Here is a 17,761-nt window from a genome sequence, read left to right on the forward strand (position 1 = left end):
TGTATATAAAAATTGAAATCCGGGGCTGGAATCTTTTCCATGCCCCGGATTTAGTATACAACCTAAAAAAACTACTCAGAAGTCTGAGTAGTTAATATAATTATTTAGCTAGGTTTGATTTATATCTAGCAGCTGCGTTTTTGTGGATTAAGTTAGTTTTAGCAGCTTTATCGATTTTTTTGTAAGCAAGGTTTACTAACTCTGCAGCGTTAGCAGCACCTTCAGATTTAGCTACTTTAGCTTTTTTAATAGCTGTACGCATTTCAGATTTTTTAGCTGTGTTAGCAGCATTAGTTTTAGCATCTTTTCTTACGCTTAATACTGATGATTTAATATTTGGCATTCGATTCACCTCCTGATTATAATTTTTATTACTAAGAAATATTAATTAATATTCTTAATTACAATGAATTAAGTGTTGTTAGATACAACTACCTCATTTTAACATATTAAAATTGTAAATGCAAGATATTTTTATAAAAATTTTAGGATTACATTATTTTTTTATAATTTTTTTATATTTTTATTGACTAATGGATATAATATGTGTTAGTATAAATGACGTTGATATTTAATTTTACATAGGTAAGGTTATTTGTCTTCTGACTTTATTATAATAAAAGATGTTTGAGAGATCCATCTATAAAAAAAACTTGAAGTACTGATTTCTCTTAATCAGTACTTCTTTAATTTCTCTTAAACAAGACAAGGAGATATATAATGAGAAATAATACAGTTAAAGTATTAACTATTCAAGCATTAATAGCAGCTATCTATGTTGTTTTAACAGTTGCTATCGCACCATTTTCATACGGTGCTATTCAATTACGTATTAGTGAATCACTATCTCAATTAGTGGTATTTAGTAAAAAATATTGGTTCCCTATAACTTTAGGTGTAGCAATAGCAAATATTTTTAGTCCACTTGGTATAGTAGATGTGTTCTTTGGAACACTAGGAACAGGTTTAGCATTAGCTATCAGTGTTTTTGTATTCAAATTCGTAAAAAATAGAATCGCTAGACACATCCTTAATATTGTTATTTACTTAGTGGTTTGTATGCCAATAATTGCATATGAAATTGCTATTTTTAGCGGTGAAAACTCTGCAAGAGTGCCATTCGACTTTGAAGCGTTCACAGCAATTTATGGATCGCTTTTATTATCACAAGTTGTTGTAATGGTAATCGGTATTGTTATTACAGAAGCCCTAAATAAAGCTATTGATCTTAAAAAAGTATTTGAATAATATTCATAAAAAATCGTTAAGAAATTTACTTAGCGATTTTTTTTGTTTTTGTATTGACCTTTACGTAACGTGATAGTATATAATAGGTATATTACTGGTGAAATATATTGAGAATTTAGGAGCGAAGATGAGAATAAATGAAGTCGCAAAACTTACAGGAGTTAGTGCAAGAACGTTGCAATATTATGACGAGATAGGATTATTGATTCCAGAAAAATTAAATAATGGGTATAGAGATTATTCAGATGAGAATTTAGATAAACTTCAAAAGATTCTATTTTATAGATTTCTAAAGTTTAAGTTAAATGATATAAAAGAATTACTTGATGCAGATATTGATAGTTTAAAAATACTTGAACAGCAACGTGAATTAATTTTAAAAGAAAAAGAGAATTTTGAAATAATTCTTCATAATATAGAAAAAACAATAAAAACATATAAAGGAGAACAAAAAATGACTATAGAAGAAAAATTTAACGGATTTAAAAAAGAGGACTTGAATAAGTATGAAGATCAAGCTATAGAAAAATATGGAAAAGGAACAATAGAAGAATCTAAAAAAAGACAGAGTGGTAAAGAAGATATCGTTTCTGAGAAATTTAATAGTGTTTTTCGTTCAATGGCTGAATATAGAAAAAATAATATAGATATAGAAGAAAAAGAAGTTCAATCGAAAGTCGAAGAATTATATAACTATATGAATAAGTATGCTTTTGATTGTAGTGTAGAAGTATTCTCCTATATAGGAAAAGGATATTCTCAAAATCCAGAATTTAAAAATAATATAGATAAATTTGGAGAAGGGGTGGCTGAATATACTTCAAAAGCCATAAATGCATATTGTAAAAGTAGATTAAACAAGTAATCTATAGAAGAAATGGATAATTTAGAATTCTTTTAAAATTTTTTTAAAAAACTATTGACAAATGAAATTATATATATTAGAATAAATAAGTCAGTTGAAAATGTACCGTAGACAGTAGGGGGAGAAATCCTTAATTAACCTACCGAGGACAAAATTCGAAAAGAAACTTATGTGCCTTTTTGTATGTTCTCGCATGCAAGAAGGTTTTTTTAATGGTACTGAAATTGATAAATCTACTTAGGAGGAAGTTCAATGTCAAAAGCTATTGAGAGAAAACAAGAGTTAGTAAATCAAATCGCAGAAGAAATTAAAGCAAGTTCTTCAGTTGTTATTGCTGACTACCGTGGATTAAATGTTGCGGAAGTAACAGAATTACGTAACAACATGCGTAACGAAGGTTTAACTTTTAAAGTTTATAAAAACTCATTAGTTCGTCGTGCGATGGAGCAAGCAGGAATTGAAGGATTAGACGAAGTTCTAACTGGACCAAATGCTTTCGCTTTCTCAGCAGACGATGCTGTAGCTCCTGCTAGAGTTTTAAACGATTTCGCTAAACAACACGAAAACTTAGAACTAAAAGCTGGTGTTATAGAAGGAAAAGTAGCAGATCAATCTGAAATTAAAGCTATCGCGTCATTACCAAGCCGCGAAGGATTACTTTCAATGTTACTATCTGTGTTAACAGCGCCAATGCGCAATACTGCTTTAGCTGTTAAAGCTGTTGCAGACCAAAAAGCTGAACAAGAAGCTTAATAAATAAAAAATATTAAAAATATATAATTTAAAAATCGGAGGAAATTTATAATGACTAAAGAACAAATTTTAGACGCTATCAAAGAAATGTCAGTTTTAGAATTAAACGACTTAGTAAAAGCAATTGAAGAAGAATTCGGAGTAACTGCTGCTGCACCTGTAGCTGTAGTTGGTGGAGCTGCTGCTGGAGCTGCTGAAGAAAAAACTGAATTTGACGTAGTTTTAGCTAACGCTGGAGACTCAAAAATTAAAGTAATCAAAGTTGTTCGTGAAATCACTGGAGACGGACTAAAAGAAGCTAAAGAAAAAGTTGATGGTGCGCCAGCAACACTTAAAGAAGGAGTTTCTAAAGAAGAAGCTGAAGAAATCAAAGCTAAATTAGAAGAAGTTGGAGCAACTGTAGAAGTTAAATAATTTCTATTCTAAGTAGATAAAAAGATAGATGTAAATAAACAATAATATTCTATTTGAGAATATTTGATACGATGATAATAACAAAAATAGTATATCTCAAGTGTCTAGCTATGGGATATACTATTTTCTTTCATTTTAAGAGGTGTCTTTATTATGGAACATTATTATACAAATAATCCGACGACCGAAAGTCGTGAAAAAATTATCAACTCAACAATAGCGAATGAGAATTTGAAATTTTATACAGATAATGGAGTATTTTCTAAAGAGAGTGTAGATTTTGGAACTAAAACAATGTTAGAAAGTTTCACTACGAATAAAGAAAATGCTAAGGTAGCGGATATTGGATGTGGCTATGGAGTAATATCTATATTCTTAGCAAAAAAATACCCGACATACAAGTTTACTATGGTAGATGTAAACAATAGAGTATTAGAATTATCTAAAAAAAATATTGAACTAAACAAAATAGAAAATGAAGTAGAAGTACTGGAAAGTAGTTCCTTTGACAATGTTGTAGGAACATTTGATATAGTTTTAACAAACCCGCCTATAAGAGCAGGGAAAAAAATTGTACATAAAATAATGACAGATAGTTATGAACATCTAAATGCTCAAGGTGAGCTTTGGGTGGTTATACAAAAAAAACAAGGAATGGCTAGTTGTAAAAAATTATTAGAAGATACATTTTCAATGGTAGAAGTAGTAACGAAAAATAAGGGTTACTATATCCTGAAAGCCGTAAAATAATTGACAACTTGCTATGACTATGATAAAATGATATATTGCAAGTAATTCTATTTTCTTTTAGATAGGATTGCCAAAATTATATAAGTAAGTAAGAGAAAATATATATATTTTCTTTTTAGTTTTTAAGAGAAAAGCTGAGAGGTGACACAGTTGCAAAAAGTTAAATTTGGTAAGCACAGACAAAGACGTAGCTATGCTAGAATATCAGAGGTAATTGATTTACCGGACTTAATTGAAATTCAAACCTTATCTTATGATAAATTTTTAGAAACTGGTCTAAAAGATGTTTTTAAAGATGTATCACCAATAGAAGGTAATAATGATAAATTAAGTTTAGAATTTATCGACTATAAATTGGGAACTCCTAAATATGATGTTGATGAGTCTAAAGAACGTGACGCTACATATTCAGCACCTTTAAGAGTGCGCGTACGTTTAATTAATAAAGAACGTGACGAAATTAAAGAACAAGAAGTATTTATGGGTGAATTACCGTTGATGACTGAAACTGGAACGTTTATCATCAATGGTGCAGAACGTGTAATTGTATCTCAATTAGTACGTTCGCCTTCTGTATATTTTACAGAAGATGACAAACTTAAAGTTAAAAATATTCCAAATGCCTATAAAACAACTGTTATTCCTAACAGAGGAGCTTGGTTGGAATTTGAAAAAGATATTAAAGGATTAGTTTATGCTCGTATTGACAGAACTAGAAAAATTCCTTTAACAACGCTTATTAGAGCGTTAGGTTTTGAATCTGACGAATCTATTATTAAATTATTCGGTGAAGATACAGAACTATTAAACACATTAGAAAAAGATGAAAACCTAGACACAGGAACTGCGTTAAAAGTAATTTATGATAAATTACGTCCTGGAGAGCCAGCTAACGTAGAAACTGCAAAAGCAACTTTACACGGTAGATTCTTTGATCCAAGAAGATATGACCTTGCTAAAGTAGGACGTTATAAATTAAATAACAAACTTCACGTTGGTGAACGTCTAGAAAACCAAATTCTAGTTGAACCGATCGTTGATACAGAAACAGGAGAAATTTTAGTAGAAAAAGGTACTAAATTAACACGTGAAATCATTGATGGAATTTATGAAGAATTAGGAACTACAGCTAACGTAGTTGAATTCGATATGAATGAAAGTCTTGATGGAAGTGATAGCCTAAAATTACAATTATTCAAAATTGTAAACCAAGTTAAAGTAGGTAATGACTATGATATCGATGAATTAACTGATGATCAAGTATTACACGTAATTGGTAATGGAGCACCTAATAAAGATGTTCTAACATTAACAATTGCTGATATCGTAGCAAGTATCAACTACTATCTATTATTAATCAGAACTCGTAGAAATAATGACGGATTTGAATTTGAATTAATCGGACGTGTAGATGATATTGACCACCTTGGTAACCGTCGTCTACGTTGTATCGGTGAATTATTACAAAACCAAATTCGTGTAGGTATTTCTCGTATGGAACGTGTTGTTCGTGAACGTATGAGTATTCAAGATACAAACGAAATTACTCCACAACAACTAATTAACGTAAGACCAGTTACAGCAATTATCAAAGAATTCTTTGGAAGTTCTCAACTTTCACAATTCATGGACCAAGTAAACCCATTAAGTGAGCTTACTCACAAACGTCGTTTATCAGCACTTGGACCTGGTGGTTTAACAAGAGAACGTGCTGGAATGGAAGTACGTGACGTTCACTATTCACACTATGGTCGTATGTGTCCGATTGAAACACCAGAGGGACCAAACATCGGTCTTATCAACTCACTTTCATCATTTGCGCGTATAAATGAATTTGGATTTATTATGACTCCATATAGAAAAGTTGAATTTGATGGAGAAGGTCGTCCATACGTAACTGAAAACGTACAATATTTAACAGCTGATCAAGAAGATAAATACGTAGTAGCACAATCAACAGCTAATGTTGATGAAAAAGGTTACTTCGTAGATGAAGAAGTAGTATGTCGTTTCAGAGGAGATAACACAGTTAAACCTCGTGAAATGATGAACTTTATGGACGTATCGCCTAAACAGGTAGTATCTGCTGCCACTGCATGTATTCCGTTCTTAGAGAATGACGACTCTAACCGTGCCCTAATGGGAGCGAACATGCAACGTCAAGCAGTACCATTAATGATTACTGAAGCACCATTCGTTGGTACGGGTATGGAGCACCTAGCAGCACGTGACTCAGGAGCTGCGGTTATCGCTAAATATCCAGGTATCGTTGAATACGTAGATGGAGCGAAAATTAAAGTACGTCGTATTGAAACTCTAGAAGGTAAAGAAATTAAAGGTGATTTAGATACATACGTAATTCACAAATTCGTACGTTCTAACCACTCTACTGCTTACAACCAAAAACCAATCGTAAAAGTAGGAGATAGAGTAGAACCTAAAGATATCCTTGCAGATGGACCATCTATGGATAAAGGAGAATTAGCTTTAGGTAAAAACCTTGTAGTAGCATTCGTAAACTGGGATGGATATAACTATGAGGATGCTGTTATCATGAGTGAACGTCTTGTAAAAGATGATGTTTATACTTCTATTCACGTAGAAGAGTATGAAACAGATGCTCGTGATACAAAACTTGGGCCAGAAGAAATTACTCGTGAAATTCCAAACGTAGGTGAAAATGCACTTAGAAACTTGGATGCACGAGGAATCATTCGCATTGGTGCTGAAGTTAAAGATGGAGATATCTTAGTAGGTAAAGTTACACCGAAAGGATTAACTGAACAAACTCCAGAAGAAAAATTATTATATGCTATCTTTGGAGCTAAATCTAAAGAAGTACGTGATACTTCATTACGTGTACCTCACGGTGCTGATGGAGTAGTTGCTGATGTTAAAATCTTTAAACGTGAAGATGGTGCTGAATTACCTAACGGTGTAAATGAACTTGTACGTGTATTTATCGTCCAAAAACGTAAAATCCGTGTAGGAGATAAAATGGCCGGTCGTCACGGTAACAAAGGGGTTATTTCAAACATCTTACCAGAAGAAGATATGCCTTACCTACCAGATGGTACACCAGTTGACGTAATGTTAAACCCACTTGGGGTTCCATCTCGTATGAACATTGGGCAAGTATTAGAGCTACACTTAGGTATGGCTGCTAAACAACTTGGAATTCACGTAGCTACACCAGTATTCGATGGTGCTACTGATGAAGATGTTTGGTCTACAGTTGCGGAAGCTGGAATGGCAAAAGATGCTAAGACAGTTCTTTATGATGGACGTACAGGTGAACCATTCGACAGCCGTGTATCTGTAGGGGTAATGTACATGATTAAACTTGCACACATGGTTGATGATAAACTTCACGCTCGTTCAATTGGACCATACTCATTAGTTACTCAACAACCACTTGGAGGTAAAGCTCAATTCGGTGGACAAAGATTTGGTGAGATGGAGGTATGGGCACTTGAAGCTTATGGTGCTGCATATACTCTTCAAGAAATCTTAACGTACAAATCAGATGATACTAATGGTCGTGTTAAAACATACGAAGCTATTGTTAAAGGTGAAAACATTCCACGTCCAGGAGTTCCTGAATCATTCCGAGTACTTATGAAAGAACTTCAAGCACTAGGTATGGACTTCAGAGTAATGGATAATGAAGATAACGAAGTAGACATGGGTGATATAGATTTAGGAGATACAATTGATTTCCACGAATCACACCACCACAACCACAATGAAGAAGAAGCTACTGATACTGAAAAAGCTTCAAAAGAAAACACTGAAAATGGATATCAAAGTTTAGCTAACTTAATTCTATCTGATTCAGAAGAAGAAGTTGAAGAAGAATCAAGTGAAGAAACTTCAGGATATCAAGCATTAGCTAGTCTTTTAATGTCAGATACAGATGAGTATGAAGACGTTGAAGATGATACTGATGAAGAATAATATAAATTTTACAATTAATCACAAAGAACTATTCAAGGCATTTATACAAAAAAATAAAGGAGGTATGCTCCTTGATAGACGTAAATAATTTTGCATATATGAAAATTAGTTTAGCTTCTCCTGAAAAAATCAGAAGTTGGTCTTATGGAGAGGTTAAAAAACCTGAAACAATTAACTATAGAACTTTAAAACCGGAAAATGATGGGCTATTCTGTGAAAGAATTTTTGGTCCAACAAAAGACTGGGAATGTGCTTGTGGAAAGTACAAAAGAGTTAGATATAAAAACATTAAATGTGATAAATGTGGAGTTGACGTAACTTTAGCTAAAGTTCGTCGTGAAAGAATGGGGCACTTAGAATTAGCTGCCCCAGTCAGCCACATTTGGTATTTCAAAGGTATTCCAAGTAGAATGGGTCTTCTACTTGACCTTAGTCCAAGACAATTGGAAGAAGTAATTTACTTTGCTTCTTACATTGTTATTGATCCAGGTGAAACTGACTTCATGAAGAAACAAATTGTATCTGAGCGTGAAGTACGTGAAGCACGTAGCACATTTGGAGCAAACTCTTTCGTAGCTAAAATGGGAGCTGAAGCGATTCGCGATCTATTAGCTGAACTAGATATTGAAAAAGAACTTAAAGACCTTAAAAATGAACTTAAAGAATTAAGTGAAAGCAACTATAAATCTGGTCAAAAAGTTGTAAAAATCATCAAACGTGTTGAAGTATTCGAAGCGTTTAAGCACTCTGGAAATAAACCAGAATGGATGATTATGACTGTATTACCAGTTATCCCACCTGAATTAAGACCTATGGTTCAATTAGATGGTGGACGTTTTGCAACAAGTGACTTAAACGATTTATACAGACGTGTAATTAACCGTAACAACCGTCTGAAAAAACTTATCGAACTTAAAGCTCCAGGGTTAATTGTACAAAACGAAAAACGTATGTTACAAGAAGCTGTTGATGCATTAATCGATAACGGACGTCGTGGTCGTCCTGTAACAGGTCCTGGTAACAGAACATTGAAATCATTATCTAATATGTTAAAAGGTAAACACGGTCGTTTCCGTCAAAACTTATTAGGTAAACGTGTTGACTACTCTGGACGTTCAGTAATCGTAGTTGGTCCAAACTTAAAAATGTACCAATGTGGATTACCTAAAGAAATGGCACTTGAATTATTCAAACCATTCGTAATGCGTGAATTAGTTAAACGTGAGTTAGCTAATAACATTAAAAATGCTAAAAACCAAATCGAAAGAATGGAAGATCATGTATGGGATATCTTAGAAGATATTATTCGTGAGCACCCGGTATTACTTAACCGTGCCCCGACTCTTCACAGACTAGGTATTCAAGCATTCGAACCAATCTTAGTTGAAGGACGTGCAATTCGTCTTCACCCTCTTGTAACAACAGCGTTTAACGCCGACTTCGATGGTGACCAAATGGCCGTTCACGTACCTTTATCAAAAGAAGCACAAGCAGAAGCACGTATGCTTATGCTAGCTGCACAAAACATCCTTAACCCTAAAGATGGTAAACCAGTAGTTACTCCATCTCAGGATATGGTATTAGGTAACTACTACCTAACACTTGAAAGACCTGGAGCAGTAGGGGAAGGTATGATTTTCAAAGATGCCGATGAAGCAAGAATAGCATATCAAAATGGATATATTCACCTTCACACACGTGTTGGTATCGCGGCTAAATCATTTGAAAACCCAACGTTCACAGAAGAACAAAACAAAAAATTACTTGTTACTACAATCGGTAAAGTAATCTTTAACGATATATTACCAGAAGGATTCCCTTATCTAAATGAACCTACAAAAGATAATTTAGAATCAGAAACTCCTGATAAATATTTCGTATCACCATCCGATTTATCAGAAGGTGGATTAAGAGAATACATTGCTGAACAAGAAGCTGTAACACCATTTAAAAAAGGTTTCTTATCGAAAATCATTTCTGAAATCTTTAACAGATTCCACATTACTGAAACATCTATGATGTTAGACAGAATGAAAGATTTAGGATTCAAATACTCTTCAAGAGCTGGTATTACAGTAGGGGTAAGTGATGTATTCGTCTTACCTAATAAATATGAAATTTTAGCAGACTCACAAGCTAATGTTGATAAAATCACAACATTATACAGACGTGGTCTATTAACTGAAGAAGAAAGATATCAAAACGTTATTGCTCAATGGGCAAAAGCAAAAGATATCATCCAAGATCAACTTATGGACTCTCTTCCAGCTACTAACCCAATCTACATGATGAGTGACTCTGGAGCCCGTGGTAACGCGTCTAACTTTACTCAGTTAGCCGGAATGCGTGGTCTGATGGCATCTCCATCAGGACGTATCATGGAAATGCCTGTACGTTCATCATTTAAAGAAGGACTAACAGTATTAGAGTTCTTCATCTCTTCTCACGGAGCGCGTAAAGGTCTTGCCGATACTGCGCTTAAGACAGCCGACTCAGGTTACTTAACTCGTCGTCTTGTAGACGTTGCACAAGATGTTATCGTTCGTGAAAACGACTGTGGTACATCTCGTGGATTAAGAGTTGCTGCACTTAAAAATGGAACAGATGAAATCGAAAGCTTACAAGAACGTCTTGAAGGTAGATACAGTAAAGAAACTGTTGTTCACCCAGAGACAGGAAAAGTTATCGTTGAAGATGGTCAATTAATCACTCTAGATACAGCTAAAGAAATTGAAGCAGCTGGAATCGAAAGTGTTGTTATAAGATCAGCATTTACATGTAACTCTCGTCACGGAGTTTGTGAGAAATGTTATGGTAAAAACTTAGCTACAGGTGAAAAAGTAGAAGTTGGGGAAGCAGTTGGTACAATTGCCGCTCAATCTATCGGAGAACCTGGTACACAGCTTACAATGCGTACGTTCCACACAGGTGGGGTTGCCGGTGCCGATATCACTCAAGGTTTACCTCGTATTCAAGAGTTATTTGAAGCGCGTAATCCAAAAGGTAAGGCATTAATCTCAGAAGTAGATGGAACAGTTACAAAAGTTGAAATCGATAATAATCACGTACGTAGAATTTACGTATTAAGTGAAATCGGTGAAGAAAGAGAATATCAAGACTACGGAGCAAGCCGTATGTTAGTTAAAGAAGACGACAAAGTTAAACGTGGTCAAGCTTTAACAGAAGGTTCTATTGAACCAAAAGAATTACTATCAATTGCTGGATTAGAAGCTGTACAGAGTTACTTATTAACTGAGGTACAAAAAGTTTACCGTATGCAAGGGGTAGAAATCAGTGATAAACACGTTGAGGTTATGGTACGTCAAATGTTAAGAAAAGTACGTGTAATCAATGCTGGAGACACTGACTTACTTCCAGGTTCATTAGTTGATATTCACAAATTCACAGATGAAAACAAAAAAATCCTTGCGGTACGTGGAAACATGGCTACAGCTAAGCCTGTAATTCTAGGTATTACTAAAGCATCATTAGAAACTGAAAGTTTCTTATCTGCAGCTTCATTCCAAGAAACTACTCGTGTTCTTACAGACGCAGCTGTTAAAGGAAAAGTTGATAGACTTATGGGACTTAAAGAGAACGTTATTATTGGTAAGCTAATTCCAGCAGGAACAGGAATGGCAAGATATAATGACGTAGATATCAAAGCTGAAAATGAGCTTGAATTAGAAATGGATAACGAATTAAGTAGACCAATTGAAGAAGAATTACACGAAGAATTAGGATCTATTTAATTTAGAACATAGAAAAGTTAATAGGAATATAAAAAAATATTATATTCCTATTGACAAATCTATAAAAAGTATGTAAAATAGATAATGTTGAATACAAAAGTAGAAGCACCCGTTTCTCACCTGCCAATAATGATTGTTCAGGTTTATGTAGATGAAATGTAGAATTTTATGCTGGGTGTTTTGCACTCAGTTTTTTTTAATGCTTTTAGTATTTAATGAATTTTATAAATAGGAGGTGCTGATCATTAGTAAAGATACTGCACAAGTAAATGAAGGTATTAAAGCGAAAGAGTTTCTTTTAATTAGTCAAAATGGAGAACAATTAGGAGTTAAAACTAAGGCAGAAGCGATGCAAATTGCAGAGCGTATGAACTTAGATGTTGTTCTAGTAGCTCCAAATGCTAAAACACCAGTTGCTAAAATTATGAACTACGGTAAGTTCAAATTCGAACAACAAAAGAAAGAAAAAGAAGCACGTAAGAAACAAAAAATCGTAACAACAAAAGAGATAAGATTATCTCCAACAATTGAAAAACACGATTTTGAAACTAAGTTGAAAAATGCACGTAAATTCTTAGCAAAAGAAGACAAAGTTAAAGTTTCTATTCGTTTTAAAGGGAGAGCAATCACCCACAAAGAAATTGGACAGAAAGTTTTAGAAAACTTTTCTAACGAAGCTAGCGATATAGCTACTGTCGAACAAAAACCTAAAATGGAAGGTCGCAGTATGTTCTTAGTTCTAGCACCAAAAAAAGAGAAATAAAGGTTTAATATAGGAGGAATTTGATAATGCCAAAAATGAAATCTCACCGTGGTTTAGCAAAACGTGTGAAAAAAACAGCTAGCGGTAAATTAAAACGTAGCCGTGCTTATACTTCTCACTGGTTTTCAAGAAAAACTACTAAACAAAAACGTCACTTACGTAAAGCTTCATTAGTATCTCGTGGTGATTACAAACGTATTAGAACTTTATTAGTTAAATAATATTAAAGAAGATTAATTATAGCGTAAATACTTATTTAAGTTATACATAAGGAGGAATTAGATATGCCACGTGTTAAAGGTGGAACTGTGACTCGTCGTCGCCGTAAAAAAGTTTTAAAACTAGCTAAAGGATATTTTGGTTCAAAACATACATTATTCAAAGTTGCTAAGCAACAAGTAATGAAATCAGGAATGTATGCTTTCAGAGACCGTCGTCAAACAAAACGTAACTTCAGAAGATTATGGATCGTTCGTATTAATGCAGCTGCAAGATTAAATGGATTATCTTACAGCCGTCTAATGAACGGACTTAAAGTTGCTGGAATCGATATTAACAGAAAAATGTTATCAGAAATCGCTATCCACGACGCAGCAGCATTCACAAGCATTTGTGAACAAGCTAAAGCAGCTTTAGCTAAATAATTAAAGATAATTTATAGAATACTTGCAAAATTTTGTAAGTATTCTTTTTTTATATTATAAAACACCTTACAGAGTCATTTATAAGCTCTTTAAGGTGTTTTATTGATTAATATACTATCTTTCTAGGATTAATTAATCTATGAAGCTTTGCTTGAGCAATTTCATTATATATTTCTTCTCTTCGTTTTTCATATAATAAAATTGCCCACGTATACCATAATAAATCACAAAACTGTAAAAATACATCTAGTTTCTTATAATTGCATTCTTCATTACTAAAATAAGCTTTTAAGAAGGTAATTGTTTCCTCGTAGTTTAAATCATTTTCTGAGATGAAACTCGCTATATCGAAGTAATAATCATTAAATCCTGCATATTCAAAATCTATTAAATATAATTTATCTCTTGAAAATAAGAAATTACCTTCAACTAAGTCATTGTGACATAATCTGTCAGGTTCATAGAACTTTCTAAATTCATCTATAATGTACAAGTATTGATCTAAAATATTCTTTTTTTCATCTATTTGATTATAATAATTATAAAATTGTTTAATAGGATCAAATATATGCTCAGCTTGAAATTTTTTTGAATGAAAGTTATTAAGAAGTTTACCTATTCTTATGATAGTTGATAATTTTCTTTGTGAAATAAATGTTTTCGGATTAGGTTGAAATTCTGTAATTAGATTATCATTATTGAAGAATATTGGTTTAAGAAAGTAATTTTCATTAGCTAGAAGATTAATAGCTTCTCTTTCGTTATCTTTATTTACAATATTTGTAGAATCTTTAGAAGTTCTGTAGAAATATTTATTATTGTCCGTTATAATAATATAGTTCTTATTGGTGATTCCATAACTCGTTTCTTCTAATGAGATTACTTTTCCTTTTAAAATTTTTTCTAATTTATCTAAATTGTACATATCAATATCCTCCTTAGTTTCTGAAATATAAAATCCTTTTTCACTATAATTATATAATAAACTAACTAAAGTTGAAAGAAAAACGATTACATTGTTTATAAAATTAATTTTTAAATTTTTATTAAAATACTATTTTTTTTTATAATATATTTCCATTAGTTTTGAAATAAATTTATAAATACACACTATATTATTTATGTGAACTTAAATTGATACTAATCTTTAAAAATAGCTGGTATATATAGATATTTTAAATTGAAAATTTATAAAAAAAATGGTGGTTGTTGAAAAAAAATAAGAAATTTGATATAATTATAATGTATAAAATATATTTATATACACATAGTTTCATTTTTAAATATCATAGGAGGTGTGAAATGAAAGAAGTTTTTATTAATAGTGAGTATATTACATTAGCTCAATTCTTAAAATTAGAAGGATTTATAGGTTCAGGCGGAGAAGCTAAATACTTTTTACAAGAAGTAGAAGTTGAGCTTAATGGAGAGCTAGAAAACAGACGAGGGAAAAAGTTATATTCAAATGATGTGATAAAATTAGAAGGAAATGAATTTATAATAATTAATGAAAATTAAAAGTTTAAAATTACTGTACTTTCGAAATTATTTATCTACGAATATAGAAGTACATCCCTCGCTTAATGTTTTAGTAGGAAACAACGCGAATGGAAAAACTAATATTATAGAGTCTATTTTTTGTTTGGCACTTGGAAAAAGCTACAGAACAAAGAGTGATAGCGAGTGTATTATGTTTGGAGAAACAGCGACAGCTATGTCTTGTATTGTGAATAAAAATAATAGAGAATTAGACATAATGTTAGGAATTAATAATAAAGGTAAAAGTGCAAAGATTGCTGGAATAAAGAAAACGAAGCTAACTGATTTTGTTGGTGAATTAAACGTTGTTCTTTTCTCCCCAGAAGACTTGCAGATTGTTAAAGGTTCTCCAGCGCTACGCAGAGAATTTATGAATCGTGAGTTCTATCAATTCTCACGTATTTATCATAAATACTACTTAATGTATCAACATCTTTTAAAACAGCGTAATTCATATTTAAAAGATATGAGAAAGAATCCAAAAGATGAAATGTCTCTAGCGTATCTAGAAACTCTTACTTCTCAGCTCGCGAAAGTAGCACTATACATTACAAAAGAGAGAGTGTCGTTTGTTCAAGACATTTCTAAGTTAACATATAAAAATATGTTGAATATATCTAATGGACAAGAAACTTTAAAAATTAAATATAAAAGTTCGGTTTTAGATGCATTGAATATTTCAGAGATAAATGATGAGTCTTTTACTGAAGAAAACTTGACGAAAGTCATGATGAAAAAATCTTTTGATGATATTATGCGAGGTAGTACAAAAATCGGACCACAGCATGATGATCTAGAATTTTATATAAATGATCTTGATGCTAAAATGTATGCCTCTCAAGGTCAACAAAGAAGTATAGTATTATCACTTAAACTCGCTGAAATAAATTATCTAAAAGAAAAAACGGGAACATATCCTGTATTGCTATTAGATGATGTGCTGAGCGAATTGGATAAAAATAGACAACTAAAATTATTAGATGCAATTAATGAAAATGTACAAACATTCATTACGACACCTTCAATATCAGATATTAAAGAAGATTTATTAAAAAAGGCTAAAGTTTTCAAAATAGAGGATGGAAACATTAGTGAAATAGTTTAGAAAATTTATTTATGAATTTACTAAAATGAAAGGAAAAATCATGGTAGAAAATAAAAAAACACAAGAATATAATGCCGATCAGATTCAGGTCCTTGAAGGATTAGAAGCTGTTAGGGTAAGACCAGGTATGTATATTGGTTCTACATCTAGTAAAGGTCTACACCACCTTGTTTGGGAAATAGTAGATAACTCAATAGATGAAGCCTTAGCTGGATATTGTAATACAATAACAGTAGCAATTGAAGAAGGAAATTGGATAAGAGTAGAGGATAATGGTCGTGGGATTCCTGTAGATATTCAAGAACAAACAGGTAAACCAGCACTTGAAGTTATCCTTACAGTACTCCATGCCGGTGGTAAATTCGGAGGCGGCGGATATAAGGTATCTGGTGGTCTTCATGGGGTTGGTGCCAGTGTAGTTAATGCCTTGTCAACTAACTTAGAAGCTTCTGTTCATCGTGATGGGAAAATTTACAGTATGAAATTTGAACGAGGAGATGTAGTTCAAGGTATTACTGTAGTTGGAGATACTGATAGAACTGGAACAACTATTCGTTTTAAAGCAGATCCAGAAATCTTCCAAGAAACAACAGTATATGAATACGATATTTTAAGAACACGTATTAGAGAACTTGCTTTCTTAAACAAAGGAATAACAATTATTCTTAAAGATGAAAGAGCAGGACAAGAAAAAGAAGAAACTTTCTGTTATGAAGGTGGATTATTAGAATATGTAGAGATGTTAAATGAGAATAAAGATGCTTTACATGAAGCTATCTATGTTCACGGTGAGATGGATGGTAAAGAAGTAGAAATCTCAATGCAATATAACACAGGATATTCAAACAATGTCTTAAGTTATGCAAATAACATTAATACTCATGAGGGTGGTACTCACGAAAGTGGATTTAAAACTGCACTTACAAGAATAATTAACGCTTATGGTAAGAAAAATAAACTTATTAAGGATAAAGAATCTTTAACAGGTGATGATGTTCGTGAAGGGCTTGTTGCGATTATCTCTATTAAACACCCAAACCCACAGTTTGAAGGACAAACAAAAACTAAACTAGGTAACTCAGAAATGAGTACTATTACTAACAAGCTATTCTCTGAAGAATTAGATAGATTCTTATTAGAAAATCCAAAAACAGCGAAAATAATTGTTGAAAAAGGTCTTCAAGCATCACGCGCTAGAATAGCAGCAAAGAAAGCTCGAGAATCTACACGTCGTAAAAATGCATTAGAATTTACTAATCTACCAGGGAAACTTGCAGACTGTTCAAGTAAAGATGCAGCTGAATGCGAATTATTCCTAGTCGAAGGGGACTCTGCGGGAGGAAGTGCAAAACTTGGACGTAATAGTAAATTCCAAGCTATTTTACCGCTTAAAGGTAAAATTCTGAACGTAGAGAAAGTAAGAATTGATAAAGTATTAGCTAACGATGAAGTTCGTTCATTAATTACAGCTATTGGAATGGGTATTGGTGAAACATTAAACATCGATAAACTTCGTTATCACAAAATCGTTATTATGACCGATGCCGATGTCGATGGAAGTCACATTAGAACATTATTATTAACATTCTTCTTCAGATATATGAGAGAATTAATCGATGCAGGATATGTGTATATCGCTAGACCACCTCTATATGGATTAAAAGTAGGTAAGAAAGAATTCTACTGCCATACAGAAGAAGAACTTAAACAAAATATTGAAGAACATGCTGGAGATAAAAAGTATACTGTTCAACGATACAAAGGTCTTGGAGAGATGAACGCAGAAGAATTATGGGATACAACGATGGATCCAGACCACCGTTTAATGTACCAAGTAAGTGTTGATGATGCTCAAAGAGCAGATGCTGCATTCGATACATTAATGGGTGAAAAAGTAGAACCAAGACGTAAATTTATCGAAGATAATGCGCTAAATGTTATAAACTTAGACATTTAGAAAGAAAGGATAGA

Annotated in this window: 15 protein-coding genes and 2 other annotated features; of the genes, 13 read left to right on the forward strand and 2 right to left on the reverse strand. The window is 32.6% G+C overall.

Annotation, left to right across the window (positions count from 1 at the left end):
* Nucleotides 1-100: 100 nt before the first annotated feature.
* Nucleotides 101-343: a 30S ribosomal protein S20 gene (gene rpsT, locus HMPREF3186_RS06750; RefSeq protein ID WP_003145397.1), complete on the reverse strand. Its 243-nt coding sequence runs from the start codon at nt 341-343 to the stop codon at nt 101-103.
* A gap of 377 nt (nt 344-720) precedes the next feature.
* Here rpsT and HMPREF3186_RS06755 point away from each other — a divergent pair, with 377 nt between their 5' ends.
* The 10 genes from HMPREF3186_RS06755 to rplT all read left to right on the forward strand — a co-directional run bounded on the left by HMPREF3186_RS06755 (nt 721) and on the right by rplT (nt 13,146).
* Complete coding sequence (locus tag HMPREF3186_RS06755) at nt 721-1,248, forward strand: QueT transporter family protein (RefSeq protein ID WP_060914503.1); 528 nt, start codon at nt 721-723, stop codon at nt 1,246-1,248.
* A gap of 127 nt (nt 1,249-1,375) precedes the next feature.
* Nucleotides 1,376-2,113: a MerR family transcriptional regulator gene (locus HMPREF3186_RS06760; RefSeq protein WP_060914504.1), complete on the forward strand. Its 738-nt coding sequence runs from the start codon at nt 1,376-1,378 to the stop codon at nt 2,111-2,113.
* Nucleotides 2,114-2,200: 87 nt separating this feature from the next.
* Nucleotides 2,201-2,333 (forward strand) — a sequence feature (ribosomal protein L10 leader region).
* A gap of 32 nt (nt 2,334-2,365) precedes the next feature.
* Nucleotides 2,366-2,866, forward strand: a complete 501-nt coding sequence (gene rplJ / locus HMPREF3186_RS06765; RefSeq protein ID WP_060914505.1) for a 50S ribosomal protein L10 — start codon at nt 2,366-2,368, stop codon at nt 2,864-2,866.
* 51 nt (nt 2,867-2,917) lie between these two features.
* Nucleotides 2,918-3,280, forward strand: a complete 363-nt coding sequence (gene rplL / locus HMPREF3186_RS06770) for a 50S ribosomal protein L7/L12 (RefSeq protein ID WP_003146330.1) — start codon at nt 2,918-2,920, stop codon at nt 3,278-3,280.
* A 153-nt stretch (nt 3,281-3,433) separates the two neighbouring features.
* Nucleotides 3,434-4,030, forward strand: a complete 597-nt coding sequence (locus tag HMPREF3186_RS06775; protein ID WP_060914506.1) for a class I SAM-dependent methyltransferase — start codon at nt 3,434-3,436, stop codon at nt 4,028-4,030.
* Between the two features lie 150 nt (nt 4,031-4,180).
* Nucleotides 4,181-7,987 (forward strand): DNA-directed RNA polymerase subunit beta, encoded by a 3,807-nt coding sequence (gene rpoB / locus HMPREF3186_RS06780; protein WP_060914507.1) that lies wholly within the window; start codon nt 4,181-4,183, stop codon nt 7,985-7,987.
* Between the two features lie 71 nt (nt 7,988-8,058).
* Nucleotides 8,059-11,739, forward strand: a complete 3,681-nt coding sequence (rpoC, locus tag HMPREF3186_RS06785; RefSeq protein WP_060914508.1) for a DNA-directed RNA polymerase subunit beta' — start codon at nt 8,059-8,061, stop codon at nt 11,737-11,739.
* Nucleotides 11,740-11,830: 91 nt separating this feature from the next.
* Nucleotides 11,831-11,944, forward strand: a sequence feature (ribosomal protein L20 leader region).
* 30 nt (nt 11,945-11,974) lie between these two features.
* A complete protein-coding gene (infC, locus tag HMPREF3186_RS06790; protein WP_003145601.1) occupies nt 11,975-12,502 on the forward strand; it encodes a translation initiation factor IF-3 in 528 nt (175 codons plus the stop codon).
* 26 nt (nt 12,503-12,528) lie between these two features.
* Nucleotides 12,529-12,723: a 50S ribosomal protein L35 gene (gene rpmI, locus HMPREF3186_RS06795; protein WP_003145690.1), complete on the forward strand. Its 195-nt coding sequence runs from the start codon at nt 12,529-12,531 to the stop codon at nt 12,721-12,723.
* Between the two features lie 63 nt (nt 12,724-12,786).
* Nucleotides 12,787-13,146 (forward strand): 50S ribosomal protein L20, encoded by a 360-nt coding sequence (gene rplT / locus HMPREF3186_RS06800; protein ID WP_003144917.1) that lies wholly within the window; start codon nt 12,787-12,789, stop codon nt 13,144-13,146.
* A 106-nt stretch (nt 13,147-13,252) separates the two neighbouring features.
* Here rplT and HMPREF3186_RS06805 read toward each other — a convergent pair whose 3' ends face one another.
* Nucleotides 13,253-14,071 (reverse strand): choline kinase family protein, encoded by an 819-nt coding sequence (locus HMPREF3186_RS06805; protein WP_060914509.1) that lies wholly within the window; start codon nt 14,069-14,071, stop codon nt 13,253-13,255.
* Between the two features lie 377 nt (nt 14,072-14,448).
* On the opposite strand from HMPREF3186_RS06805, the gene yaaA reads away from it, so the two are divergent.
* Genes yaaA through gyrB form a run of 3 tightly spaced genes read left to right on the forward strand, consistent with a single transcriptional unit; the run spans nt 14,449 to nt 17,747 of the window.
* Nucleotides 14,449-14,664 carry a S4 domain-containing protein YaaA gene (gene yaaA, locus HMPREF3186_RS06810; protein ID WP_003144994.1) on the forward strand — a complete coding sequence of 72 codons (216 nt, stop codon included), beginning with the start codon at nt 14,449-14,451 and terminating at the stop codon, nt 14,662-14,664.
* Entirely contained in the window at nt 14,654-15,790 is a 1,137-nt protein-coding gene (recF, locus tag HMPREF3186_RS06815) for a DNA replication/repair protein RecF (RefSeq protein WP_060914510.1), read from the forward strand. Before yaaA ends, recF begins: the two co-directional genes overlap by 11 nt.
* A gap of 40 nt (nt 15,791-15,830) precedes the next feature.
* Complete coding sequence (gene gyrB, locus HMPREF3186_RS06820) at nt 15,831-17,747, forward strand: DNA topoisomerase (ATP-hydrolyzing) subunit B (protein WP_060914511.1); 1,917 nt, start codon at nt 15,831-15,833, stop codon at nt 17,745-17,747.
* The last annotated feature ends 14 nt before the right edge of the window (nt 17,748-17,761 follow it).

Origin of the sequence: Gemella haemolysans (genome assembly GCF_001553035.1) — a bacterium.
Classification (GTDB): domain Bacteria; phylum Bacillota; class Bacilli; order Staphylococcales; family Gemellaceae; genus Gemella; species Gemella haemolysans_B.